Source organism: Arthrobacter silvisoli (assembly GCF_003369445.1).
In the GTDB taxonomy this organism is placed as follows: domain Bacteria; phylum Actinomycetota; class Actinomycetes; order Actinomycetales; family Micrococcaceae; genus Arthrobacter; species Arthrobacter silvisoli.
In genome coordinates, this window is the sequence record NZ_QRCU01000004.1 from 1 (window position 1) to 23,258 (window position 23,258).

Annotated in this window: 22 protein-coding genes; 7 read left to right on the plus strand and 15 right to left on the minus strand. The window is 68.7% G+C overall.

The window, feature by feature from the left end; genetic code table 11:
• Positions 1 to 136: 136 nt before the first annotated feature.
• The 12 genes from DWV11_RS00500 to DWV11_RS00560 form a co-directional block, all read right to left on the minus strand.
• The gene (locus DWV11_RS00500) at positions 137 to 1,615 is read right to left on the minus strand and encodes an aldehyde dehydrogenase (NADP(+)) (RefSeq protein ID WP_115786862.1); all 1,479 of its coding nucleotides are present in this window, start codon (positions 1,613 to 1,615) and stop codon (positions 137 to 139) included.
• Positions 1,616 to 1,759: 144 nt separating this feature from the next.
• Positions 1,760 to 3,202, minus strand: a complete 1,443-nt coding sequence (locus DWV11_RS00505; protein WP_115786864.1) for an FAD-dependent oxidoreductase — start codon at positions 3,200 to 3,202, stop codon at positions 1,760 to 1,762.
• Positions 3,199 to 3,450 carry a (2Fe-2S)-binding protein gene (locus DWV11_RS00510; RefSeq protein ID WP_210725629.1) on the minus strand — a complete coding sequence of 84 codons (252 nt, stop codon included), beginning with the start codon at positions 3,448 to 3,450 and terminating at the stop codon, positions 3,199 to 3,201. Before DWV11_RS00510 ends, DWV11_RS00505 begins: the two co-directional genes overlap by 4 nt.
• Complete coding sequence (locus DWV11_RS00515; protein WP_115786866.1) at positions 3,447 to 4,676, minus strand: NAD(P)/FAD-dependent oxidoreductase; 1,230 nt, start codon at positions 4,674 to 4,676, stop codon at positions 3,447 to 3,449. Before DWV11_RS00515 ends, DWV11_RS00510 begins: the two co-directional genes overlap by 4 nt.
• 5 nt (positions 4,677 to 4,681) lie before the next feature.
• On the minus strand, positions 4,682 to 5,401 hold the full coding sequence (locus tag DWV11_RS00520; protein ID WP_115786868.1) for a GntR family transcriptional regulator: 720 nt from the start codon (positions 5,399 to 5,401) through the stop codon (positions 4,682 to 4,684).
• Positions 5,398 to 6,354 (minus strand): ornithine cyclodeaminase family protein, encoded by a 957-nt coding sequence (locus tag DWV11_RS00525; RefSeq protein WP_115786869.1) that lies wholly within the window; start codon positions 6,352 to 6,354, stop codon positions 5,398 to 5,400. The genes DWV11_RS00520 and DWV11_RS00525 overlap by 4 nt, the downstream gene beginning before the upstream one ends.
• Positions 6,351 to 7,352 carry a proline racemase family protein gene (locus DWV11_RS00530; RefSeq protein ID WP_115786872.1) on the minus strand — a complete coding sequence of 334 codons (1,002 nt, stop codon included), beginning with the start codon at positions 7,350 to 7,352 and terminating at the stop codon, positions 6,351 to 6,353. Before DWV11_RS00530 ends, DWV11_RS00525 begins: the two co-directional genes overlap by 4 nt.
• 105 nt (positions 7,353 to 7,457) lie before the next feature.
• A complete protein-coding gene (locus DWV11_RS20530) occupies positions 7,458 to 8,714 on the minus strand; it encodes a dihydrodipicolinate synthase family protein (protein WP_342767688.1) in 1,257 nt (418 codons plus the stop codon).
• A 169-nt stretch (positions 8,715 to 8,883) separates the two neighbouring features.
• Positions 8,884 to 9,756: a substrate-binding periplasmic protein gene (locus DWV11_RS00545; protein ID WP_115786873.1), complete on the minus strand. Its 873-nt coding sequence runs from the start codon at positions 9,754 to 9,756 to the stop codon at positions 8,884 to 8,886.
• A 48-nt stretch (positions 9,757 to 9,804) separates the two neighbouring features.
• Positions 9,805 to 10,458, minus strand: a complete 654-nt coding sequence (locus DWV11_RS00550; RefSeq protein ID WP_115786874.1) for an amino acid ABC transporter permease — start codon at positions 10,456 to 10,458, stop codon at positions 9,805 to 9,807.
• Positions 10,455 to 11,099 (minus strand): amino acid ABC transporter permease, encoded by a 645-nt coding sequence (locus DWV11_RS00555; RefSeq protein WP_115786876.1) that lies wholly within the window; start codon positions 11,097 to 11,099, stop codon positions 10,455 to 10,457. The genes DWV11_RS00550 and DWV11_RS00555 overlap by 4 nt, the downstream gene beginning before the upstream one ends.
• Position 11,100: 1 nt before the next feature.
• Positions 11,101 to 11,886 (minus strand): amino acid ABC transporter ATP-binding protein, encoded by a 786-nt coding sequence (locus tag DWV11_RS00560; RefSeq protein ID WP_115786877.1) that lies wholly within the window; start codon positions 11,884 to 11,886, stop codon positions 11,101 to 11,103.
• Between the two features lie 195 nt (positions 11,887 to 12,081).
• On the opposite strand from DWV11_RS00560, the gene DWV11_RS00565 reads away from it, so the two are divergent.
• The 4 genes from DWV11_RS00565 to DWV11_RS00580 all read left to right on the plus strand — a co-directional run bounded on the left by DWV11_RS00565 (position 12,082) and on the right by DWV11_RS00580 (position 15,753).
• Positions 12,082 to 13,107, plus strand: coding sequence for a LacI family DNA-binding transcriptional regulator (locus DWV11_RS00565; protein WP_115786878.1), 1,026 nt, complete (start codon positions 12,082 to 12,084; stop codon positions 13,105 to 13,107).
• A gap of 40 nt (positions 13,108 to 13,147) precedes the next feature.
• Positions 13,148 to 14,146 carry an aldo/keto reductase family protein gene (locus DWV11_RS00570; protein ID WP_115786879.1) on the plus strand — a complete coding sequence of 333 codons (999 nt, stop codon included), beginning with the start codon at positions 13,148 to 13,150 and terminating at the stop codon, positions 14,144 to 14,146.
• Between the two features lie 98 nt (positions 14,147 to 14,244).
• Positions 14,245 to 15,228 carry a bile acid:sodium symporter family protein gene (locus DWV11_RS00575; protein WP_115786881.1) on the plus strand — a complete coding sequence of 328 codons (984 nt, stop codon included), beginning with the start codon at positions 14,245 to 14,247 and terminating at the stop codon, positions 15,226 to 15,228.
• 18 nt (positions 15,229 to 15,246) lie between these two features.
• Positions 15,247 to 15,753 carry a hypothetical protein gene (locus tag DWV11_RS00580; RefSeq protein WP_115786883.1) on the plus strand — a complete coding sequence of 169 codons (507 nt, stop codon included), beginning with the start codon at positions 15,247 to 15,249 and terminating at the stop codon, positions 15,751 to 15,753.
• A 133-nt stretch (positions 15,754 to 15,886) separates the two neighbouring features.
• On the opposite strand, the gene DWV11_RS00585 is transcribed toward DWV11_RS00580, so the two are convergent.
• Both DWV11_RS00585 and hisC read right to left on the minus strand, forming a co-directional pair.
• Positions 15,887 to 17,329, minus strand: a complete 1,443-nt coding sequence (locus tag DWV11_RS00585; RefSeq protein WP_115786885.1) for an amino acid permease — start codon at positions 17,327 to 17,329, stop codon at positions 15,887 to 15,889.
• Between the two features lie 81 nt (positions 17,330 to 17,410).
• Positions 17,411 to 18,538 carry a histidinol-phosphate transaminase gene (gene hisC / locus DWV11_RS00590; RefSeq protein ID WP_115786887.1) on the minus strand — a complete coding sequence of 376 codons (1,128 nt, stop codon included), beginning with the start codon at positions 18,536 to 18,538 and terminating at the stop codon, positions 17,411 to 17,413.
• A 93-nt stretch (positions 18,539 to 18,631) separates the two neighbouring features.
• On the opposite strand from hisC, the gene DWV11_RS00595 reads away from it, so the two are divergent.
• Together DWV11_RS00595 and DWV11_RS00600 are read left to right on the plus strand one after the other, a co-directional pair.
• The gene (locus DWV11_RS00595) at positions 18,632 to 19,135 is read left to right on the plus strand and encodes an Lrp/AsnC family transcriptional regulator (protein ID WP_115786889.1); all 504 of its coding nucleotides are present in this window, start codon (positions 18,632 to 18,634) and stop codon (positions 19,133 to 19,135) included.
• 135 nt (positions 19,136 to 19,270) lie between these two features.
• The gene (locus DWV11_RS00600; RefSeq protein ID WP_115786891.1) at positions 19,271 to 20,959 is read left to right on the plus strand and encodes a thiamine pyrophosphate-binding protein; all 1,689 of its coding nucleotides are present in this window, start codon (positions 19,271 to 19,273) and stop codon (positions 20,957 to 20,959) included.
• A 14-nt stretch (positions 20,960 to 20,973) separates the two neighbouring features.
• On the opposite strand, the gene DWV11_RS00605 is transcribed toward DWV11_RS00600, so the two are convergent.
• Complete coding sequence (locus DWV11_RS00605; RefSeq protein WP_115786893.1) at positions 20,974 to 21,999, minus strand: 6-phosphofructokinase; 1,026 nt, start codon at positions 21,997 to 21,999, stop codon at positions 20,974 to 20,976.
• Between the two features lie 222 nt (positions 22,000 to 22,221).
• Between DWV11_RS00605 and DWV11_RS00610 the strand changes: the two genes are divergently transcribed.
• A partial coding sequence (locus tag DWV11_RS00610) for a transketolase family protein (protein ID WP_168404479.1) occupies positions 22,222 to 23,258 on the plus strand: 1,037 nt, incomplete at its 3' end.

The window sequence follows — 23,258 nt, forward strand, 5'->3', positions numbered from 1 at the left end:
CACCACAGGCCCCACACCGCAATCGGAGGCCACCCGCCTATCAGCCGCTTAACCAACCTGCCTGGGCAGTACAGCTAGCCCCCGCCAGCCGGCCGTCACGAAGCGGTGCCGACAGCTCCTTGGCTACCCTGCTTGGCTACCCTGCCCGGCGGCCGTCCACCAGGCGCGGGACGCCCAGCGGGTTGTGCTCGCGCACGGCCTCGGGCAGCAGGTGCTGCGGGAAGCCCTGGTACGCCACGGGACGCAGGAACCGTTCGATCGCGGCGGTGCCCACGGACGTGCTGCCGGCCGCCGTCGTGGCCGGGTACGGTCCGCCGTGCTGCTGCGCGTAGGTGACCGAGACGCCGGTAGGCCACTGGTTCCAGAGCACGCGCCCGGCCTTACGGGCCAGGACCTCCACGAGTCCGGCAACCTCGCAGGAATCGGTGCCGTGGATCGTTGCGGTCAGCTGCCCCTCGAAGGTCTCGGCGATCTCCGGGAGCCGGGACTCGTCGTCGTACGCCACCACCACGGCGGTGGGGCCGAAGCATTCGGCCTGCAGTGCGTGCGGTTCGGCGAGCATGTCCGCGGCGGTGGTGAGCAGCAGTGTCGGGGCCGGCGGGTCGGCCAGCGGCGCCTCGCCCTGGGCCAGGACTTCCAAGCGCGGATTGGCCTGCAGTTCCTGGAGGACCTCGGTGTAACCGGACTGGATGCGGCCGTTCAGAAGCGGTGCGGCACCGGGCAGCGCGGCCTGGCGCAACCCCTCGACCATGCCCGAGGACGCGGGCACGAACAGGGTGCCCGGCTTGGTGCAGAACTGCCCGGCCCCCATGGTGAACGAAGCCACGAAGGCTGCTGCAATCTCCGCCCCGCGTTCGGCCGCCGCGGCCTCGGTGACGAAAACGGGGTTGTTGCTGCCCAGTTCGCCAAAGAACGGGATGGGCTCTGGCCGGGAACTGGCGATGTCGAACAGGGCCCGGCCGCCCGGGATGGAGCCGGTGAAGGCGCCGGCCTTGATACGCGGATCCTTCAATGCGGCGGCGCCGGCGGCGGTTCCGGTGATCAGGGCGAAGCTGCCTTCGGGTGCCCCGGCGGCAGCCAGCGCGGAAACCACGACGGCGGCCGTCGCCTTGGACAGTTCCGGGTGGCCGGAGTGCGCCTTGAGGATCACGGGGTTGCCTGCGGCGAGCGCCGAGGCGGTGTCGCCGCCGGCAACCGAGAAGGCGAAGGGGAAGTTGCTTGCCGCGAAGACCACCACGGGGCCGACCGGCACCTTAAGGCGGCGCAGTTCCGGGCGGGGAGCGCCCATGGGCCAGTCGGCGTCGGCGTGGTCGATGCGGGCGTCGAGGTAGCCGCCGTCGCGCAGGACCTCGCCGAAGAGGCGCAGCTGGAAGGTGGTGCGCTTCAGTTCGCCGCGCAGGCGGGCCTCGGCGAGCCGGGTTTCCCGCTGCGCGAGCGGAACCAGCTGCTCCGCGGCGGTGTCCAGGGCGTCGGCGACGGCGTCCAGCAAGGCGGCGCGCTCAGCCGGGCGGAGGGCGGCCAGGGGTGCAGCGGCGGCGTGGGCGGCGGCGAGGTGGTGTTCGAGTTCGGCGTCGGTGGTGGCGGCGGTGGTGGTGCTCTGGGTGATCGCGGTCATCGCGGTCTCCTTCCGTTGGGGTCGTGGGTATCGGGGGCGTATCGCGGGGTCGCGGGAACCCTGCGTGGTCGCTGGAACGTTCCGGCGACCCGGCAGCTCTCCGGCGAATTCGCGCACGCCGTGCCGGGCTGCATGCCCGGCAGGTCAATCGAGGGCAGCCAGTTCGCCGATGGCCACGGGAGCGGCGAGCGGGCGCTTGGCACTCCCGGCGAGGGATCCGGCGTCGGGCGCTTCTCCAGGACCGGCGCCGAGGCAGGCGGCTGCGAACCCGCAGACCCGGCCCTGGCACCAGCCCATGCCGGCGCGGGTGAAGGACTTCAGGCTCCGGGCGTCGCGGGCGCCCAGGTTGTCCCGGGCTTCCGTGATTTCCCCGGCCGTGACTTCCTCGCAGCGGCACACGGTGGTGTCCGGGGTGAGCCAGTCCGGCCAGGCGGCGGGCACAGGATGGGCCTGGTGCATGGCCTGCGCAAAACGGCGGTGCCGGGTGATCGCGGCGGGCTGCTTGACCGGGGTGGTGGAGTCCGGCCGGGCGGCAGCAGCCCCGGCGGCGAGGCCTTCCAGGACGGCCAGGGTTGCGCCCCCGACGCCGGTCACCTCGCCCGCGAGGAACAGTCCGGGAACGCTGGACTGCTGCCGCTCGTCGACCACGCCCACCAGGGAACCGTCCGCGTCGATCCGGGTGTCGACGCCGAGCGACACCGGCAGTTCCATCTGCGGCGTGAAGCCCCAGCCGAAGCCCACCACGTCCACGTCCGTGTAGGCGCGCCCGGTGCCCGGGCGGACCCGGCCTTCGGCGTCTACCTTCGCGGTGCGGACACCCTCCGCGCGGCCGGATCCAAGCACCTCGGTGACGATGCTGCGGGTGCGGTACGGGATACGGTGCCGGGCGAAGAGCGCCGCGTACTCGGCGCCTTCGAGGGCCTTCCCGGGCACGCCGGAGGCGGCGGCGAGATGAGGCAGCCAGGCCGACGGCGCGGAGGACTCGAGCACGGCCAGCACCTTCCCGCCCGCTTCGGCGATGCCCGCGGCGACCGGCAGCAGGAACGGCCCGGTGCCGGCGATGACGAAGCGCTTGCCGGGCAGCACGCCATTGGCCTTGATGAAGGCCTGGATGCCCCCGGCCGCCATCACGCCGGGCAGCTCCCAGCCGGGAACGGGCAGCTGCCGGTCGTAGCCGCCGGGGCACAGGACGAGCCGGGAGGCGGTGACGGTGGCTGGAACGGTTCCGGAAGAGGCGACGGCCGGTGTGGTGTGCAGGGTGAATCCAGGTTCCGCCATCCACACCTGCAGGCCCGGCAGGTACGTAATCCGCCCAGCGCGCTGCGCGGCGTCGAAACGCGCCCGCAGGTCCAGGTATGTGCTCCAGCCGTGGTGGCCGTGGCCGTCCGGCTGGTCATCGGCGGCTTCGGGCTGGACAGTCTCGCGCGCGTGCCGCCAGAACTGGCCGCCCGGCTGGGCTCCGGCGTCGACGACGGCCACCCTCGCCCCCGCTTCGGCGGCCGCCACCGCGGCGGCGAGCCCCGCGGGACCGGCACCGACGACGGCGACATCAACACTGATGGTGCTGCTTGAAACGGCGTCGCTCATGAGCCTTCCACCTCCATGCCCTCGCAGACCTCCACGAGGCAGGCGCGCTGGTTCGTTTCGCCGTCGACCGTGACCAGGCAGTCGAAGCACACGCCGATGCCGCAGAACAGGCCGCGGGGCTTGCCGCCTTTGCGGGTGCTGCGCCAGGCGGTGACGCCTTGGGACGCGAGGGCCGCGCCGACGCTCTGGCCGGCCGTTGCGGTCAGGGGGCGGCCGTCGAAGGTGATGGTGACGGGCTGGGGGTTCATGCCGTGGCCTCCTCTCGGTGGGCTGAAGTATGGGCGCCAGACTCCCCGAAGCGGGCGGGTGCGAAGGGGGTGAGGTCCATGTCCGGGGTGAGTCCGGCGAGCGCCTGGGCCAGGAGCTTCCCGGTGCCGGCGGAGAGGCCGATTCCCGCACCTTCGTGGCCGGCGGCGTGCCAGAGCCCGGGAGCGCGGTCGTCGTGGCCGATCACGGGCAGGTGGTCCGGGCAGTACGGGCGGAAGCCGTGGTAGTGCCGGATGGCCTTGACCCGTTCCAGGAAGGGGAAGAGGGCGGTGGCGTTGCGGGCCAGCAGGCCAAGGGCGGCGGTGCTGACGGTTCGGTCGAAGCCGACGCGTTCGCGGGTGGAGCCGATGAGGATAGTGCCGCTGGGCGTGCCCTCCACCACGGGCGACGCCTGCAACCCGGCGTCGGAGCTGCCCACGTTGTCGATGTATTCGGCGGCATAGACCTTGTGGTGGACCATGGGTGGCAGCGGCTCGGTGACCATGACGAAGCCGCGCCGCGGCAGGACCGGAACCTCGACGCCGGCCAGCGCCGCGAGCTCGCCGGCCCACGTGCCCGTGCAGTTGACCACAGCTCCGGCAGGGAAATCGCCGCGCGGGGTGCGGACGCCGGTGACCCGGCCGCCGTCGCGCCCTGAAACACTGCGCCCTGGCCCTGAACGCAGGAAAGCAGTGACGGGAGTGTCGGCGATGAAACGGGCGCCGGCCTCGGTGGCGAGCCGCACCAGGTGGGCCGCCACGAGCATGGGCTGGACCTGGCAGTCCTCGCGGTAGCTGGCGCCGCCGAGCGCTTCGCGGGAGATGTGGGGTTCGGCTTCGCGGAGGGCGGCCTGGTCCAGTTCCTCGACGTCCACGCCGAAGCCCTGCTGGACCGCCATCACCCGGTTCAGGGAGGCGAGGCTGCTTTCGCGGGAGGCCACGATGATCCCGCCCTTGGATTCGAACTCCCAGAGTTTCTTGTGTTCGGCGAGGTCGTTGTGCCACACGCCCAGGGAGTACCGGGTGAGTTCGAGTTCGGGGCCGAGTTCCTTGTCCGAGACGAGGATGTTGCCTTCGCAGGCGGAGGAGGTGCCGCCGGCCGGGAGGCCCTTGTCCAGGACCGTGACGCTCAGGCCTTGTTGTGCGGCGAAATAGGCGGTGGCGGCCCCGATGACGCCGGCGCCCATGACCAGGACATCGCTGCCCCGGGGGCCATTTCCAAAGTTCATGTCTGTTACTCCAGGGGTGGGGTTTCGTCCTCGCCGGTGGCCCAGAGCCCGCGCGCGTGGCCGATGTGGCGGCGCATGAGTTCGCGGGCTGCGGCCCCGTCTCCGGCGGCAAGGAGGTCCAGCAGTTCGTGGTGTTCCTGGGCCGAGTTGGCCAGGCGGTTGTTGTCGCTGAGGATCTTCAGCCCATACATGCGGGTGCGGGTGCGCAGGCTGGTGGCCAGCTCCACGAGCTGCTTGTTGCCCGAATACTCGAGCAGTTCGGCATGGAAGTCGCGGTCGGCGGCCAGGTAGGCCGCCAGGTCGCCTTCGCGGGCGGCGTCCACGATGTCCTCGGCCAGTTTGTGCAGGCGGCCCATGTCGCCTTCGGGGACGGCCCCGGCGATGTCGGCCATCACCGGGGGCTCCAGCAGCAGGCGGATCTCGGTGATCTCGTCCAGTTCACGGTCGCTCATGCTGGTGACCCGGAAGCCCTTGTTCTTGACGGTTTCCACCAGGCCTTCGCGGGCCAGGTCCATCATGGCCTCGCGCACGGGCGTGGCCGAGACACCGAAGGCCGCGCCCAGCGCCGGAGCCGAGTACAGCGTCCCCTCCTCCAGCGTGCCGGCGATGATCGCGGCACGCAGCGACTCGGTGACTGACTCGCGCAGGCTGCGCTGGCGGCCGAGCGGGGCGATGGGGAGCTGGTTGTTGGCAGGCACGGTGAGCACTCCTTGGGCGGGCGTCATTCTCTGGTGCCTCCTTCATACACCACGGCCGCCGTCACGAGGTCCTCCCAGGCCATGCCCACTCCGGCGTACAGGCAGGGCTTCCCGGGCGTGCGTTCCAGCTTGCCGGCCACGAGTTCCTGCAGGTTCACCGGGTGGATGGATTCCCATTCCTCCGCGCTCCGGGCCGGGATGAGGTCGCCCGCCTCCCGCAGCGCCGAGGCGCGTCCTTCCACCACGACGTCGGAGCGCAGCACCAGCGCGGCGTCCACTTCGCGGGCGTCCAGTCCGTGCTGCCCGACGGCGGCCACCACCGCGCCGTCCGCCACCAGCCCGCCGTCGAACAACGGCGTGCTGGAGGAGGTGGTGCAGAGGATGACGTCCGCTCCCGGGACATCCACCGTGCTGCCGGTGCGGACAGTGATGCCTTCTGCGGCGAGCGTTCCGATGAGTGCCTGCACCCGTTCGGGACGCTGCCCGATGACGGCGAACCGTGCCCCGGGCAGCACGGCGTGCGCCGCGCGGAGATGGTTGAGCGCCTGGATGCCCGCGCCGAAGACGAGGACCTGGGGGTGTTCATTGTTGTGCTGAGGGGCTCCTTCAGGGGCCGCGGCCAGGATGTGCTTGACGGCCATGAGGGTGGTGGCCGGGGTGCGGATGGCGGTGAGCTCGGTCCCGTCCATCGTGGCCAGGGGCGCCAGGGTGTCCGAGTCGATCAGCAGGTAGATGCCCTGGATCTTCCCGAGCCCGCGGGCCGGGTTGCCGGGGGCGACGGTGAGTGCCTTGACGCCCGAATAACCCAGTCCCTGCGCCGGCATGAGCAGGAACTCCCCGCCCGGTGCAGGGCTGAACAGCCGGGGGCTGTCGGACTCCGGATCCATGCCGTCGGCGAGCGCGCGCTCCAGGGCCGCGACCGCCGTCGGCCACGGGGCGGCGGCACGCACGGCCGCAGCGTCGAAGTAGGGCAGCTTCACAGCAGGAAGCCTTCCGGGAAGGGATCCGTGGGATCCAGGAAGTACTGCGCGGTGCCGGTCAGCCAGGCGCGACCGGTCACGGTGGGCACGACGGCGGGCCGGCCTGCCACCTCCGTTTCCTCCACCAGTCGTCCGATAAAGCGGGAGCCGATGTAGGACTCGTTGATGAAGTCCGTGTTGAGCGCCAGTTCGCCGCGGGCATGCAGCTGCGCCATCCGGGCGCTGGTGCCGGTGCCGCAGGGCGAACGGTCGAACCAGCCCGGGTGGATGGCCATCGCGTGCCGGGAATGCTCCGCGGTGGAACCCGGCGCTTTCAGGTACACGTGGTGGCAGCCCCGGATGTCCTCACGCTCCGGGTGGACGGGCTCGTCCTTGGCGTTGATGGCGTCCATGATGGCCAGGCCGGCCTTGAGCAGATCGGCCTTGCGTTCCCGTTCGAACGGCAGGCCCAGGCTGTCCAGATCCACCACGGCGTAGAAGTTGCCGCCGAACGCGAGGTCGTAGTTCACCAGGCCGTAGCCGGGAACGTCCACCTCGGCGTCCAGGCGGTCCACGAAGGAGGGCACGTTGCGGATGGTCACGGACTCGGCGTGGCCGTCCTTCACCGCGACCTCCGCGATCACCAGGCCGGCCGGCGTGTCCAGCCGCACCGTGGTGACCGGCTCCACGACCTCCACCATGCCGGTCTCCACCAGCACCGTGGCCACGCCGATGGTGCCGTGTCCGCACATCGGCAGCAGGCCCGAGACCTCGATGTACAGCACGCCGTAGTCCGCGTCCGGGCGGGTGGGCGGCTGCAGGATGGCCCCGCTCATCGAGGCGTGGCCGCGCGGCTCGGTCATCAGGAGCGTACGGATCCAGTCGCTGTGTTCCATGAACCACAGGCGGCGCTCGGCCATGGTGGCGCCGGGGATCGTCCCGATGCCGCCGGTGATTACGCGCGTGGGCATGCCCTCCGTGTGGGAGTCCACGGCGTGGAAGATGCGGCTGGTTCTCATGTGCTCTCTCCTCGTTGTTTCTGCCGGCTTTCGCCGGCTCGCTGTCCGCTTCCGCTCCGGCGCTTCCGCCGCTGGGTCCGCCGGATTCCGGCCCTCCGGCGTCGCTTAGACACGAACGATATGCACCGCTTCGGTCGCTGGGCGACCTACACGATGCGATCGCTCGCGATGCGCTCCTTTCCGGAGGACCGGAATCCGTCTTGTGCGGTTGTCACCGTTTACGGCGGCAACCAAGTCCCGTAAGCAGGTCACCGCCGTCGACGATGGGCCCAGCCCTTTTGTTTTGCTTATTTGTAACCCTTGGCGAGGGCTGCTTCGGTGTCCTTGGTAACTGCGGCCAGGGCTGCTTCGCTCAGGGGGCCGCGCGGGGGGCGGCACGCTCCGCCCCGCAGGCCCACGATGTCCATGGACAGCTTGATGGCCTGGACGAATTCGGTCTTGCTGTCCCAGCGGAGCAGGGAGTGCAAGTAAAAAAGTCGCCCGAGGTGGAGAGGCGGTACAGCTCAAGTGTGGACTCCGGGATGGCGTTCGGGTAGCCGGCCACCCAGCCCACGGCACCGGCCAGGCCCATTTCGACGACGGTGTCGTCGGTACCGATGAGCAGGTCCACCTCCGGGGCAAGTTCCTTGATCTCGTAGGCGCGGCGGACGTCCGGGCGCGTGCCAGGTCCGCCACGTCGCCCGAGGTGGAGAGGCGGTACAGCTCAAGTGTGGACTCCGGGATGGCGTTCGGGTAGCCGGCCACCCAGCCCACGGCACCGGCCAGGCCCATTTCGACGACGGTGTCGTCGGTACCGATGAGCAGGTCCACCTCCGGGGCAAGTTCCTTGATCTCGTAGGCGCGGCGGACGTCGCCGGTGAATTCCTTGACGCCGACAATCAAGCCTTCGCCGTGCAGGCGGGCGATCAGCTGCGGGGTCAGGTCCACCTTGGTGTCGATCGGGTTGTTGTAGGCCACGATCGGCAGGCCGACGGCGGCAACGCGGCGGTAGTGTTCCACCACCTCGTCCTCGTTGGCACGGTAGGCGTTCGGCGGAAGGAGCATCAGCGACGACGCGCCGGCTTCAGCGGCCTGCTCGGCCCACTTCACGGACTGCAGGGCGCTGTAGGCACCCACGCCGGCCATCACGGTGAAGCCTTCGGGAGCTGCCTCGACCGCCGTCGAAATGACGCGGCCGCGTTCCTCTTCGCTGAGGGTCTGGTACTCGCCCAGGGAGCCGTTGGGGGCCACGCCGTCGCAGCCGGCGTTCGCCAGGAAGCGGACGTGCTCGGCGTAGGCGTCGAAGTCCACGCTGAAGTCTTCATTGAACGGCAGCGCGGTGGCAACGTGTACGCCGCGCCAGGGCTTGCGGGTCTCAGTCATGATTGGTTCCTTCCTTCTGGCACACTCGGCGCCGTTAATCGTGCTGCCGTGAAGTTCCTCACAGCAAATTTACCATGTGACATTGCACAGGTGGAATAAGGGGATGCCGGGCCGTAGCCCGGCATCCGGGTTTTGCAGCAGCAAGGTGAACCCGTGCCGCTGCGGGGACTCAGCTCGCGGGAACCACGTACTGCTTCCCGGCCACCTTTCCGAGGCCTTCGGAGAGGCCGGCATCCGTGAGGAGCTTGGCGATGGTGCCGTCTTCGCGCTGGGACTGGATGCCGGCGTCGAGTGCTTCCTTCAGGCTGGCGTTGCCCTTGGTCATCGGGAAGGCCGCCTCCGGCGCCTGCGTGATCGCGCCGACGCGGGAATCCGGCTTCTCGTTCGCAAGGGCGACCTTGACGCCGGCGGCATCCTTGAACTGGAGGACCTGCACGCCGTAAGCATCGACGTCGGCGTCCAGGCGTCCGGCGTCGAAGTCCGCCTTCAGCTCAACGCTGGACGGGTAAGTGACCAGCTTGTCGCCGAGGATCTTGCGGAGGTCTTCCACCCAGAGGTACCCGTCGATGGTGCCTACCTTCTTCATCTTCTCCAGCTCGGCCACGGTGGTGGCGCCGCTCTTGGAGGCAATGCCCATGCCGTCCAGGTAGGTGGAGGCGGAGAAGTCCACGGCCTTCAGGCGCTTCTCGGTGGCGTCGATGGTGCCCAGGGCGAGGTCGATGTTGCCGCCGGAGATGGACTGCACGGCGTCGGCGTAGGTGGCCTGCTGGTAGACGGGCTCGAGGCATTCGTCCTTGGCGATCTTGTTGACGATTGCGATGTCGATGCCGTTGGGCTTGCCGCTGTTGTAGCTGCTGAACGGCGGGATGTCGATGACGCCGATGGTCAGCTTGCCCTGGGCGACGGTCTGGACTCCCTGGTGCTTGGGGGTGCAGTTGGAGCTGCTCGCGGTCGAGGACCCGCCGCAGGCGGTCAGGCCGAGGCCGGCGGCGAGGACGACGGCGGCCAGCGCACCGGTGGTCTTGAGCTTGTGCATGGTCATTTCTTTCCTCCTGTTGGTGGGGGATGCGTGGGGATCTGCAGAAAGGGGTCAGGTGTGGCGGGCCAGGCGTTTTTCGAAGTACACGGTGATCCATGTGGCCGGCATGGAGATCGCGGCGTAGCAGATGCCCGCGAGGGCGAAGATCTGCAGGTAGTTGAAGTCCTGGGAACCGATGTTGTACGCGGACTTCATCAGCTCCGGCACGGCGATGGCGTAGGCCAGGGAGGTTCCCTGGAACATCTGGATGGCCACGCCCATCAGGCCGGGGATGGCCGAGCGCATGCCCTGCGGCATGATCACCCGGAAGAAGGTATGCCCGCGGGACAGGCCCAGGGCGGCCGAGGCCTCGTGCTGGCCGCGGGCCACGGACTGCATTCCTGCCCGCATGATCTCCGAGGAGTACGCCGCGGAGTTCCAGATCAGCGCCAGGCAGGCCGCGGTGATGCTTTCGAAGGCAATGCCGAACTTCGGCAGCCCGTAATAGAACAGGTACAGGATCACCAGGGCGGGGGCGCCGCGGCCGATTTCGACGACGGCCAGGCCCAGGGTGCGCACGGCCAGGTTCCGGTGCTGGACCATGACGCTGAGCACCAGGCCCAGCGGATAGCCCGCCACGATGGAGACGCCGGCGATCATCAGGCTCACGCCGAGCCCGGACATCAGCTGCGGCAGGTAGCCTGCCCATTCGATCAGCCAGGTCATGCGTAGACCGCCTTCCTCATGCGGGCATCAAGGCTGCGGGACAGGTAGGCCACCGGCAGGCTCAACACGATGTACAGGATGCCGACCAGCACGTAGGGCAGGATGCCTTCCATGGTGGGGTGTTGCCGGGCGAAGGCCTGGGACTGGAACACCATTTCGGCCACGATGATCGTCGAAGCGATGGACGAGTCCTTCAGCAGGCCGGTCAGGTAGGTGGCAATGGACGGTGAGACGATACGGAACGCCTGCGGCACGAGCACCCGCAGGAACGTTGTCCCCCGGGTCAGGCCGAGCGCGTCCGCGGCTTCGTTCTGTCCGCGCGGGACCGATTCCAGGCCGCCGCGGTAGATCTCGGCGAGGTAGGCGATCGACACCACGCCCAGGCCCACGATCGCCGCGCCCACCGGGTTGAACTTGAAGGTGCCCACCTGGATGCCGAACTTCAGCAGGAACAGCCACACGATGATCGGCACGCCGCGCACCAGGTCCACGAAGAGCCGGCAGGCCAGGCGGAGCACCACGTTCGGGGAGGACAGGCCCACCGCGAGCGGCACCGCACCGACGATGCCGATCGCGAAGGCTGACAGCGTCAGCACGATCGTCATGGGCAGTCCCTGCAGGACTGCGGAGAATGCGTCCATTTCAGCGCTCCAGCACGGCGCGCAGGAAGCGCCGGGTGCGGTCCTCCTGCGGGTCGCTCATGATGGCCCGCGGATCGCCCTGTTCGATGATCCTGCAGTCGGCCATCACCACGAGGGTGTCCGAAACGTCCCGGGCGAACTGCATTTCGTGGGTCACGACGATCATCGTCATTCCGTCGTCGGCGAGCTCGCGCATGACCGCCAGGACCTCGAGCCCCACCTCGGGATCCAGGGCCGAGGTCGGCTCGTCAAACAGCATGATGGACGGGTCAAGGGCCAGCGCCCGGGCGATGGCGATGCGCTGTTGCTGCCCGCCGGAACACCGGCCGGGGTGCTGGTGCGCCTTGTCCTTCAGGCCGACGCGTTCCAGGAGCTGCAGGGCGCGCTCGTCGGCCTCTTCCTTGCTGCGGCCGAGCACTTTCTGCTGCGGAAAGCTGATGTTCTTCAGGGCGGACATGTGCGGGAAGAGATTGAAGGACTGGAACACCATTCCCACCGTGCGGCGCAGCGCCGCGAGATCCTTGGCGTTGATCACCTTGCCCGGCTCGATGGTGTGGTGGTCCACCTGGATGGTCCCGGAGTCGGGGCGCTCCAGGAGGTTGATGCACCGCAGGAAGGTGCTCTTGCCGGCACCCGAGGGGCCGATCAACGCCGTCACCGTGCCCGGTTCGACGTTCAGGGACACATCGTCGATCACCAGATGGTCGCCGTAACGCTTGGAGATGTTGTCCAGCCTGATGCCGGTACGGGGCGCGAGCTTGCCGTTCGCGATTTCTGAAAGGGTCATAACGCTCTTCCATGTGGGGAACAGGTGAAAACATCGTTCGCTGTGTTCGATGTCACATGATATGTGCAATGGTACATGACACACATGGGTGTGGGAAGCCCCCGATTCTTACCCGGTCAAGATGGCCCTGGAATTGGAGGTGCGGATCTTTGCAAGCGCTTGCAAGAAGTCGCTGAGTTCCTCTAGCCTCGGAACATGTCCTCTTCCGTCCAAAGTGTCGCCGAACGCGCCGGGGTTTCGGTTTCCACGGTTTCCCGCGCCCTCCGCGGGGTTCCTGGCATTGCTGAATCGACCCGCAAGCGCGTGCAGAAAGCTGCCGAAGAGCTCGGCTATGTCGCCTCCCTGAGCGCCTCCCGGCTGGCGACAGGACGCACCCGCACGGTGGCCGTCGTCGTACCGCTTCTCTCGAAATGGTTCTTCGCGGAGGTGATCGCTGCGGCCGGCCGGGTGCTCAGTCGCGCAGGCTACGACGTCCTGCTCACCGAGCTGTCCACGCCGGAACTGCGCAGCGCGTTCTTTGCGGCGCCCCGCCTCCAAGGCCGGTCCGACGGCGCCCTGGTGCTGGCCCTGCAGTTGACACCCGAGGAACTCGCGGCCCTCGAAGCCCAGGGCCAGGTGGTGGCGCTGGTCGGTTCGGAGCGGGCAGGCGCCTCCTCGGTGTGCGTCGAGGACCGGAACGGCGGGCGTGCGGCCACCCGGCACCTGATCAACCTCGGCCACGAGCGCATCGCGTTCCTCGGCATCCAGGAGGCGCCCGGCTCGACGCTGGGCGGCGTGCCTCCCGCGGAACGCCTGCTCGGCTACCGCGATGCCCTCGCCGACGCCGGGATCACCCCCGATCCGGGCCTGGAGTTCGGCGTCGGGAACACGGTCGACGCCGGGGCCGCGGCGATGGCGAAGGCCCTCACCGCAGCGGAACCCCCGACGGCGGTGGTCGCCGCCTCCGACGAACTCGCCTTCGGGGCGCTGGCCACCCTCCGGAAGGCAGGGCTGCAGGTGCCCGGGGATTTCTCGGTGGTCGGCTACGACAACCACGAACTCGCCGGTTCCATCGGCCTGACGACCATGGACCACGGCGTCGCCGAACAAGGCCGCCTAGCTGCGGAAGCCCTCATCGCCACCCTCGAAGGTGCGCCGGCCGCCGTCGAGCGCCTTGAACCGAACCTCATCGTAAGGGGCTCCACGGCCCCGCCCCGCCGCCTCCGCACGGCCGTCCCCTAAGCAGTCCTTCACCCGCAACATCCCAGCGAAAAGGAACCCCATGGAATACCGCAAACTCGGAAACTCGGGCCTGTACATCAGCGAAATCGCGTACGGCAACTGGACCACGCACGGCGAGCAGATCGGCCAGGACGCCGCCAGTTCCTGCGTCCGCACCGCGCTGGACCTTGGCATCACCACCTTCGACACCGCCGACGCCTACGCCGGCACCCGCGCGGAAACCGCGCTGGGCGAGGCGCTCAGCGGCGTGCGGCGCGAAAGCGTCGAAATCTTCACCAAGGTCTACTTCCCCACCGGCGAGGGCAAGAACGACCGCGGCCTGTCCCGCAAGCACATCATGGAGTCCATCAACGGCTCCCTGGGCCGCCTCCGCACGGACTATGTGGATCTCTACCAGGCCCACCGCTACGACTATGAAACGCCCCTCGAGGAAACGATGCAGGCCTTCGCCGACGTCGTGCGGGCCGGCAAGGCGCTCTACATCGGTGTTTCCGAATGGACGCCGGACGAGATCCGCCGCGGCGCCGCCTTCGCGAAGGAACTCGGCATCCAGCTCATCTCCAACCAGCCGCAGTACAACATGCTGTGGCGGGTGATCGAGCCCGAAGTGGTGCCGCTCTGCGAAGAACTCGGGCTCGGCCAGATCGTGTGGTCGCCGATCGCGCAGGGCGTGCTGACCGGCAAGTACGCACCGGGCGCGGGCGCGCCTGCCGAGTCCCGCTTCTCGACGGACGACGGCGGCACGAAGACGGAGCACCGCTACATGCAGCCGGCAGTGCTCGGGCGCGTCCAGGAACTCAGGCCGCTGGCAGAGGAAGCCGGACTGTCCATGGCCGCGTTCGCCGTCGCCTGGGTCCTGCAGAACAAGAACGTCTCCGCGGCGATCGTCGGCGCCTCCCGGCCGGAACAGCTCAAGGACAACGCCACCGCAGCCGGCGTGGTCCTCGACCCGGTCCTGATGGAGAAGGTGGATGGCATCCTCGGCGACGTCGTCGAGCGCGATCCGGCGAAGGTGGAGTCCTTCCTGGAACGCCCCTAGGTGCCCCGGCCCGCCGCCGGGCAGTTATGTCTGACATATCTGCCCGACGGCGGGTCACGGATTCGCGGCTCCCTCGCCTCGGCTGCCACGATGGAAAGATGCTTGAGGCAACAAACACCACGTCCAATTCAGCCGTCGCGAACCCTGCCCTCGCAGCGGAAGCGAAGATCGCCCGGGTGGCGGTCACGGTCTTCCCGCTGCTGGTGATCGCCGCCGGTGTCGCCGGATTCCTGGCCCCCGGCGTCTTCAAGCCACTCGCGCCGTCGGTCCCGTACCTGCTGGGCATCATCATGTTCTGCATGGGCCTGACCCTCACCCCGCCGGACTTCGCCTCCGTGGCGCGCCGCCCCTGGGCCGTGGCGCTGGGCATCGTGGCGCACTACGTGATCATGCCGGGCGCGGGCTGGCTGATCGCCGTCCTGCTGCAGCTGCCGCCCGAGCTAGCGGTGGGCCTGATCCTGGTGGGCTGTGCGCCGTCGGGCACCGCCTCCAACGTGATGGCCTTCCTCGCCAAGGGCGACGTGGCCCTGTCCGTGGCCGTCGCCTCCGTGTCCACGCTGATCGCTCCCCTGGTGACGCCGGCCCTGACGCTGCTGCTGGCCGGCTCCTTCCTGCACATCGACGCCGGCGCCATGGTGCTGGACATCGTCAAGACCGTGCTGCTGCCGGTGGTCGCCGGCCTGCTGGCCCGCCTGTTCCTTAAGAACCTCGTTGCGAAGGTGCTGCCGGCACTGCCGTGGGCCTCCGCCGTCGTGATCTCCGTGATCGTCGCGGTGGTCGTGGCAGGCAGCGCCGGCAAGATCGTCGCCGCCGGCGGCATCGTGTTCCTGGCCGTGGTGCTGCACAACGGCTTCGGCTTGGGACTTGGCTACCTCGCAGGCAAGGTGGGCCGGCTGGACGGCAAGGCCCGCCGGGCCCTGGCGTTCGAGGTCGGCATGCAGAACTCGGGCCTGGCAGCCACCCTGGCCACGGCACACTTCACGCCGCTCGCGGCCCTGCCCTCGGCTGTGTTCTCGGTGTGGCACAACATTTCCGGTGCCCTCGTGGCGGCATGGTTGGCGCGGAAGCCGCTGCAGGACTGAGTGCCGTAGGCTTCGGGCATGGGGAAACAGGGTGTCCTGAGCGTCATCGTCGTGGCGGCTGCGGTACTGCTGGCCGGCTGCGGGGTGGCGCCTCCGCCGGGCCAGGCAGTCACATCCAACCCCGGCCCGACGGCGGCCTGCCCCTCTGTGCCGGAGCTTCCGCAGCCGTCGAATTGCGCGGGCTATGACCCCGAAGCCGCCATGGCGGAGAACGAACGGTACCGCGAACAGCGGCCGTTGAGTGCCGGAACCAAAGCCGAGCACAACCGCCGTATCCCGGCGGTCCGTAAGGCCCTCGAGGCGCTTCCGGATCCGGCGGACAACAAGGAAGTTAAACGCGCGCTGGACGCCATCGGCGTTAACACGCAAGACGCCCAAACCGACGACACCGGCAGCGGAATCCGTTTCGGTGTCCCGGTTGCAGGCGGCTGCCTTGTCGGTTTAGTGGGCACCGACGGCAAAGTGGAGGTCTCGTCGCGCGGATCCATCCTCGATGGCGGCTGCCTGGAGATGTCCGGCCACTGAGGCGGGCGCCGCTTAACCGCGGACTTAACTTGAACCGCGACCTTAAGTGGACGAACCCGCGGGTCCCTGCCCGGCTCGCGGATTACACACCGCGAGGGGGACCGGAACCCGCGAGCCCGGGATTCAAGCAGCCCTAGTCGACCAGAACCGGAGCCTTCGCTTGCTCAGGTGAGCCGACGCCGTCGGACCCCTTGCCGGACCCGGCCTTGGCCGTGCGGTGGTGCAGCCAATTCGCTACCGCCAGGAGCGCCACCAGGGCAAAAGTGCTCAGCAGCTGCGGGCGGGAATCTTCGCCGATGAAGCCCACAACGAAGATCGCCGCGAGGATGAACAGGCCGATCCCCGTCAGCCAGGGGAAGCCCGCCATCCGCAGCGGCAGGGCGGTCCCGTCGCGGTCCGCGCGAAGGCGCAGGGCGAGCTGGGCGAGGAGGGCTGAGGTCCACACCAGCAGGGAGGTGGAGCCCACGATGTTCAGCAGCACCGGAAGCACCTTGTCCGGGAAAACCACCTCGAGCACGGCCGTCACAACGCCGAAGGCAACGCTGGCCAGCACCGCGACAACCGGGACCTGTGCCTTGGACACGAACGCGAGCGCACGCGGCGCTTCGCCGCGCCCGGCCAGGGAGAACGCCATCCGGGAGGCTCCGTAGAGGTTGGCATTCAGGGCGGAGAGCAGTGCCGCGACGGCGACCAGGGTGATGGCGGTGGCTGCCCCGGGCATGCCGGCGGCGTCCAGGACGGCGGCGAACGGGCTCTTCAGCCCCGCCGAGCCCACGGGAACCACAGCTGCGATGACGAAGATCGCGCCGATGTAGAAAACCAGGATGCGCCAGAGCACCGTGCGGACGGCCTTGCCCACGCTGCGGGCGGGATCTTCGGTTTCGGCTGCTGCCACTGAGACGATTTCGGTGCCGCCGAAGGCGAAGGCCACCACGAAGAGCGCCGTGGCGATTCCGGCGAAGCCGTTCGGGGCGAAGCCGGCACCGGTGAAGTTGGACAGGCCCGGGGACTGGACGCCGGGGATCCAGCCGAAGAGCAGGGCGGCACCGATCACCAGGAAGCCGACGATGGCGGCCACCTTGAGCAGGGCGAACCAGAACTCGAATTCGCCGAAGTTCTTTACCCGGGTGAGGTTCACTGCGGTGAGCACCGCGATGAACACGAAGGCCATGAGCCATACCGGCAGCGCGGGGAAGACGCTGGCCAGCAGGGCGGCTGCGCCGAGCGCCTCGGCGGCGATCACCACCACGAGCTGCACCCACCAGAGCCACCCCACGGTGGCGCCGGCCACGGGTCCGAAGGCCCGTGCGGTGTAGACGGAGAACGCGCCGCTGTCCGGATTGGCTGCGGCCATCTCGCCGAGGGCCCACATCACCAGGATGATGAGGGTTCCTGCCACGAGATAGGAGATCAGCACGGCGGGGCCGGCGGCCTGGATGCCGGCGCCCGAGCCGATGAAGAGGCCCGCGCCGATGGCGCTGCCGAGCCCCATCATCGTGAGCTGGCGGGGTTTGAGGGCGGCGCCAAGTGGGGCACCGGATGCGGTGCGGGCAGACGTCATTGTCCGTTGTTCCATGGGGAGTCCTCTGGGTTGTGGAACGGGTGTTTGGGGGTGGAACGGGTGTTGGGGTGGAACGGTTTGTGTCGGGGTGGGGGTTCAGGCGTTCGTTTCCAGGACGCTGTTTTCCAGGACGCTGAGAACGCGGTCGTTCGAGGCGGGGTCGGCAACGGTGATCCGGATGCCGTCGCCCTGGTAGGCGCGGACCATGATGCCCGCCTGGTCGAACGCGGCCACGAGCCTTGCCCGGTCCTCGTCATCCGCGCGGATCCACAGGAAGTTTCCCTGGCTCGGCTGCAGTTTCCAGCCCCGGGCTTCCAGCCGCGCGGCCATCCGGGAACGCTCTTCCCTGACGACGGCGACCCTCGCCTGCATCTCGCCCGCCGCATCCAGCGAGGCAATCGCAGCTTCCTGGGCCAGGGCGGTCACCGCGAACGGGATCGCGGTCCGGCGCAGCCCCTCCGCGATGTCAGGCGCCGCGACGGCGTAGCCGACCCGGAGCCCGGCCAGGCCGTAGGCCTTGGAGAAGGTGCGCAGGATGCAGACGTTCGGGTACCCACGGTAGAGGGCGAGGGAGTCCGGTCCGCTGCCCGCTTCGGCGTATTCCACGTAGGCTTCGTCGATCACCACGAGGATGTCGGAACGGACGGAGCGCAGGAAGGCCTCAAGGCGATCGTGGGCGATCGGGACACCGGTCGGGTTGTTGGGCGTGCAGAGCAGGACCACCTTGGTGCGGCCGGTGATGGCGGCGGCCATGGCGTCGAGGTCGTGGCCTTCGGTGTCATCCAGGGGAACGCGGACCGCCCGGGCGCCTGCCAGCTCCACCAGGATGGGGTAGGCCTCGAAGGACCGCCACGCGAAGACCACCTCGTCCCCGGCGTCGCAGAGTCCGGTGATGATCTGCTGGAGGACGCCGACGCTTCCGGGTCCCACGGCGATCTCATCGGGCGTGACGCCGAGGTGGCCGGCGATCCGTTCGCGGAGCCCGACGGCGGCCATATCCGGGTAGCGGTTCATCCTGCCTGCCGCTTCGGCCACCGCAGCGGCCGCCGCGGGCAGCGGTTCGTAGTGGCTTTCGTTGCTGGCGAGGGCTGCGATGTCCACGCCCTCGCCGCGCTCCGCACTGGAAGCGCGCCGGCCCGGGACATAGGACGGCAGTCCGGAGACCGCGCCACGCAGGACGGGGCGAGCGGAGTTGGGTGCCGTCAGCATCTGATCACTGGTCATGAGGCTCGATCATGGAAGTGACCCGGAGCACATTGCAAGATACGCTGGCGGCACTGGGATTTCTGCTCAACTTCTATCGTCTGTGGTGAAAATATGACCATCCCGAATCCTCGCAACCTCGATTCCCTGGACGCAAGGATCATCCTCGCCCTCGACAGGGACCCGGAATCCAGCGCGCTTGCACTCTCCCGGACACTTGGCGTCGCACGGAACACGGTGCACGCCCGCCTGGCGAGGCTCGAGCGCAGTGGCGCCCTCAGTTCGTTCAGCCGCAGGCTGGACCCGGCAGCACTGGGTTACGGCCTGATCGCCTTCCTTTCCCTGGCCATCAGCCAGACCCGTGCGGGCTCGGTGGAAAACGGGCTCGAGGCGATCCCGGAGGTCATCGAGGTGCACGCCACCACCGGCGACGCAGACCTCATGGCCAAGGTGGTGGCCCGGGACACCGCCGACCTCTACCGCATCACCAACCAGATCCTGGAAATCGAGGGAATACAGCGGACCAGCACGGCCATCTCCGTCCTGGAGTTCATGCCGCCCCGCTTCGACGGCCTCCTGAACCGGCTGGCACAGCAGGCATCCCGCTCCCCGGAATAAGCCTCCCCGGAATAAGACCGGGTGACCCGCGCCACAACTGGGCATATTTTCAGTATCAATATCCAGAACTGACAAAAATCCCAGACAATTTTCTGTCTCTTGCCTATCTGACGGCATGCTCCGAAGATCACTGCCATGACTTCATTGACCGTCTCCGGCCGCGTGGCCGAGGTTCTCAGCAGCTACCTCAGCGACGTCTTCGGCGTCATGGGCAACGGAAACGTCTACTTCCTGGACGCGGCCGAGAAGCAGGGCCTCCGCTTCTCGGCAGTGCGCCACGAAGGTGCAGCCATCGCCGCCGCCGACGCCTACTACCGCGCCTCCGGGCGCCTCGCGGCTGGCACCACCACCTACGGGCCCGGCTACACCAACGCCCTGACGGCCCTCGCGGAAGCGGTCCAGGCACAGATCCCCGTCGTGCTCGTCACCGGGGACGCGCCGAGCAGCGGCGCCCGGGCCTGGGACGTGGACCAGCCGGCCATCGCCGCCGGCCTCGGGGCGGCGACCTTCACCGTCACCCGCGAGGCGGCTGGCTCCATCACGCAGGAAGCGGTGGAATACGCGCTGGCCAGGCGGACCGCCGTCGTGATCGCCATCCCGTACGACCTCGCGGCGCTGGAGGCAGCGGACGAGGAACTTCCGGTTCCGCCGGCGGCAGCGGTAAGCGACGACGTCGACGGCGGACTGGAGCGGGTCGCCCGGCTGCTCGCCGGGGCGAAGCGGCCCCTGGTCCTCGCCGGCCGCGGCGCGCACCTCGCCGGAGCCGGCCCCGAACTCCGGAAGCTCGCCGACCGCCTCGGCGCGCTGACCGCAGGAACGGCATTGGCGCTGAACCTGCTGCAGGGCGAAGGCTACCTCGGCGTCGCGGGTGGTTTCGGCACGGACACCGCGGCAGGCCTCATGGGCGAGGCGGACGTGGTGCTGGTGGCGGGGGCGAGCCTGAGTCCCTTCACCATGCGCTTCGGCCACCTGATGGGCCCGGACAGCACCGTCATCCAGATCGACACCGCCCTGCAGGCGACGCATCCCCGGGTGGACCTCTTTGTCGGTGCGGACGCGAAGGCCGCCGCGGGCAAGCTCCTCGAACTGCTGGACATGGCAGCCCGGCCGCAGGCCCCGGCTACGGGGGCAAGCGCTGCCGAAGCCTGGCGTGCCGAAGCCCGGAAGCGGCTGGCCGAAGGGCCCGGCCATGACGCCGGCTCCGCGGACACCCCGGACGGCCGCCTTGATCCGCGCGCCCTGGCCGCAGCGCTGGACGCGATCCTCCCGGAGCGCCGCACGGTGGTCCAGGACGGGGGGCACTTCCTCGGCTGGGCACCCATGTACTGGCACATTCCCCGCCCCCAGGACCTCGTGATGGTGGGAACCGCCTATCAGACCATCGGGCTTGGCCTCGCCAGCGCCGTCGGGGCCGCCCGGGCCGTAGACGAAGGCCGCACGCTGGTGCTGGCCTCGGGCGACGGCGGTTTCCTCATGGGCCTGTCCGACCTGGAATCGCTCGTGGGCGCGGCGGCCAGCGCCGTCGTCGTGATCTACAACGACGCCGCCTACGGCGCCGAGATCCACCAGTACGGCTCCAAGGGCCTGACCGAAAAGCCCATGCTGATCCCCGAAGTGGACTTCAGCGGCATCGCCAGCGCGCTCGGCGCGGAATCCGCGGTCATCCGCTCGCTTGCGGACCTCTCCGCGCTCCAGGACTGGATCGACGACGGCGCGAAGGGAACCTTCGTTGCCGACTGCCGGATTACGTCGAGCGTCCGGGCGCCGTGGCTGAGTGAGTGGATGAAGGCCTCGCAGGCGGCGAAGGAAACCATAGCAAGCTAGCCGAAACCCCGGGGCTAGCCGAAGAGAACCGTTGCCTCCTCGTAGCGGTGCTGCGGGACGGTCTTGAGCCTGCCCAGGGCCGATTCGAAGGCGACATGGTCAACGTCGGTGCCGTTGAGGGAGACCATGGTGCCCCAGCGGCCCTCCACCACCGAATCGATCGCCGCCATACCCAAACGGGTAGCTAGCACCCTGTCGAACGCCGAAGGCACGCCGCCGCGCTGGATGTGGCCCAGGATGGTCGCACGGGTTTCGATGCCCGTGCGGGCCTCGATCTCCGGGGCCAGCTGGTCCGCGATGCCGCCCAGCCGCGGCCGGCCGAAGGTGTCCAGGCCGCGTTCGGAGTGCGGCGCTTCCATATGGTCGGGCACGAAGCCTTCGGCCACCACCACGAGCGGGGCGCGGCCGCGGCCGTGGGCTTCCTTGACCCATTCGGTGATCTGCTCGATGGAGATTTTCTGCTCGGGGATCAAGATGACGTGGGCGCTGGAGGCCATGCCTGCGTGCAGCGCGATCCAGCCGACGTGCCGGCCCATGACCTCGGCAATCATGCAGCGGTGGTGGGATTCGCCGGTGGTGCGCAGCCGGTCGATCGCTTCGGTGGCGATCTGCACGGCGGTGTCGAAACCGAAGGTGTAATCCGTGGCGTCGAGGTCGTTGTCCACGGTTTTCGGCACGCCCACGATCTTCAGCCCGGCGTCGGTGAGCCGTTTGGCCGCGGCCAGGGTGCCCTCGCCGCCGATCGCGATCATCCCGTCGATGCCGAGCCGGTCCATGTGGCCCTTGATAACCTCGGGGCCGCCGCCGTTCTCGAAGGGGTTGGTGCGCGAGGTGCCCAGGATGGTGCCGCCCTGCTTCGCGATGCCACGGACCATGGTGCGCGGGATGTCGATGATGTCGCCCTCGACCACGCCACGCCAGCCGTCGCGGAAACCGACGAACTCCTGGCCGTGGATGGCGATGCCCTTCAGGACTGCACCGCGGATGACGGCGTTGAGTCCGGGGCAATCGCCGCCGCTGGTGAGGATTCCAATTTTCATGAGCGCTCAGATCCTGGTTCGAAGTGTTGGCAGGACTCACCGGGAGCCGGGTCCATCCGAAAAGTCTATCGATGGGCAGAAAAAGCCAAGGCAATCCGAACGGATAGTTAGAACCGTCAAAAAACAGTGTTACCCCTACCCATTTGTATCGAGAGTATGGATGTCAGCAGACGCTTCCATTCGACCGTCACTGGCCGATAACCATATCGAAGGGGATATATCGTGAATCCGACAGCAACCGCGACGCATGTCGCTGGCAGCACCGCAACGCTCGACTGGACCAGCGCGGACCAGCGTGCAGTGGACACCGCCCGCGTCCTGGCAGCCGACGCCGTGGAGAAGGTGGGCAACGGCCACCCCGGCACGGCGATGAGCCTGGCACCGGCGGCATACCTGCTGTTCCAGAAGCTGATGCGCCACGACCCCAAGGACCCGGACTGGATCGGCCGCGACCGTTTCATCCTCTCCCCCGGCCACAGCTCGCTGACCCTGTACATCCAGCTGTTCCTTTCCGGCTACGGCCTGGAGCTGAAGGACCTTGAGGCGCTGCGTACCTGGGGCGCGCTGACCCCGGGCCACCCGGAGTACAAGCACACTCCGGGGGTGGAGATCACCACCGGCCCGCTGGGCCAGGGCCTGGCCTCCTCGGTCGGCTTCGCCTACTCCCAGCGCCGCCAGCGCGGCCTGTTCGACGCCGATGCTCCCGCCGGCGAGTCCCCGTTCGACCACACCATCTGGGTGATCGCCTCCGACGGCGACATCCAGGAAGGCGTCACCTCCGAGGCGTCCTCGCTGGCAGGCCACCAGGAACTGGGCAACCTCGTGGTCATTTACGACGAGAACCACATCTCCATCGAAGACGACACCGACATCGCCTTCACCGAGGACGTCCTGAAGCGCTACGAAGCGTACGGCTGGCACACCCAGCGCGTGGACTGGACCCGCCCCAGCGAAAACAATCCGACCGGTGAGTACGTCGAAGACGTCCAGGAACTGTACAGTGCACTGCTGGCTGCCAAGGCCGAGACCTCCAAGCCGTCCATCATCTCGCTGCGCACCATCATCGGCTACCCGGCCCCGAAGAAGCAGAACACCGGCAAGATCCACGGCTCCGCCCTCGGCGGCGAGGAAGTCGCAGCCCTGAAGAACGTCCTGGGCTTCGACCCGGAAAAGTCCTTCCAGGTGGACCAGGACATCCTGGCCCACGCCCGCCAGGTGGTGGACCGCGGCGCGGCAGCCCGCGCGGAATGGGAAGCGGC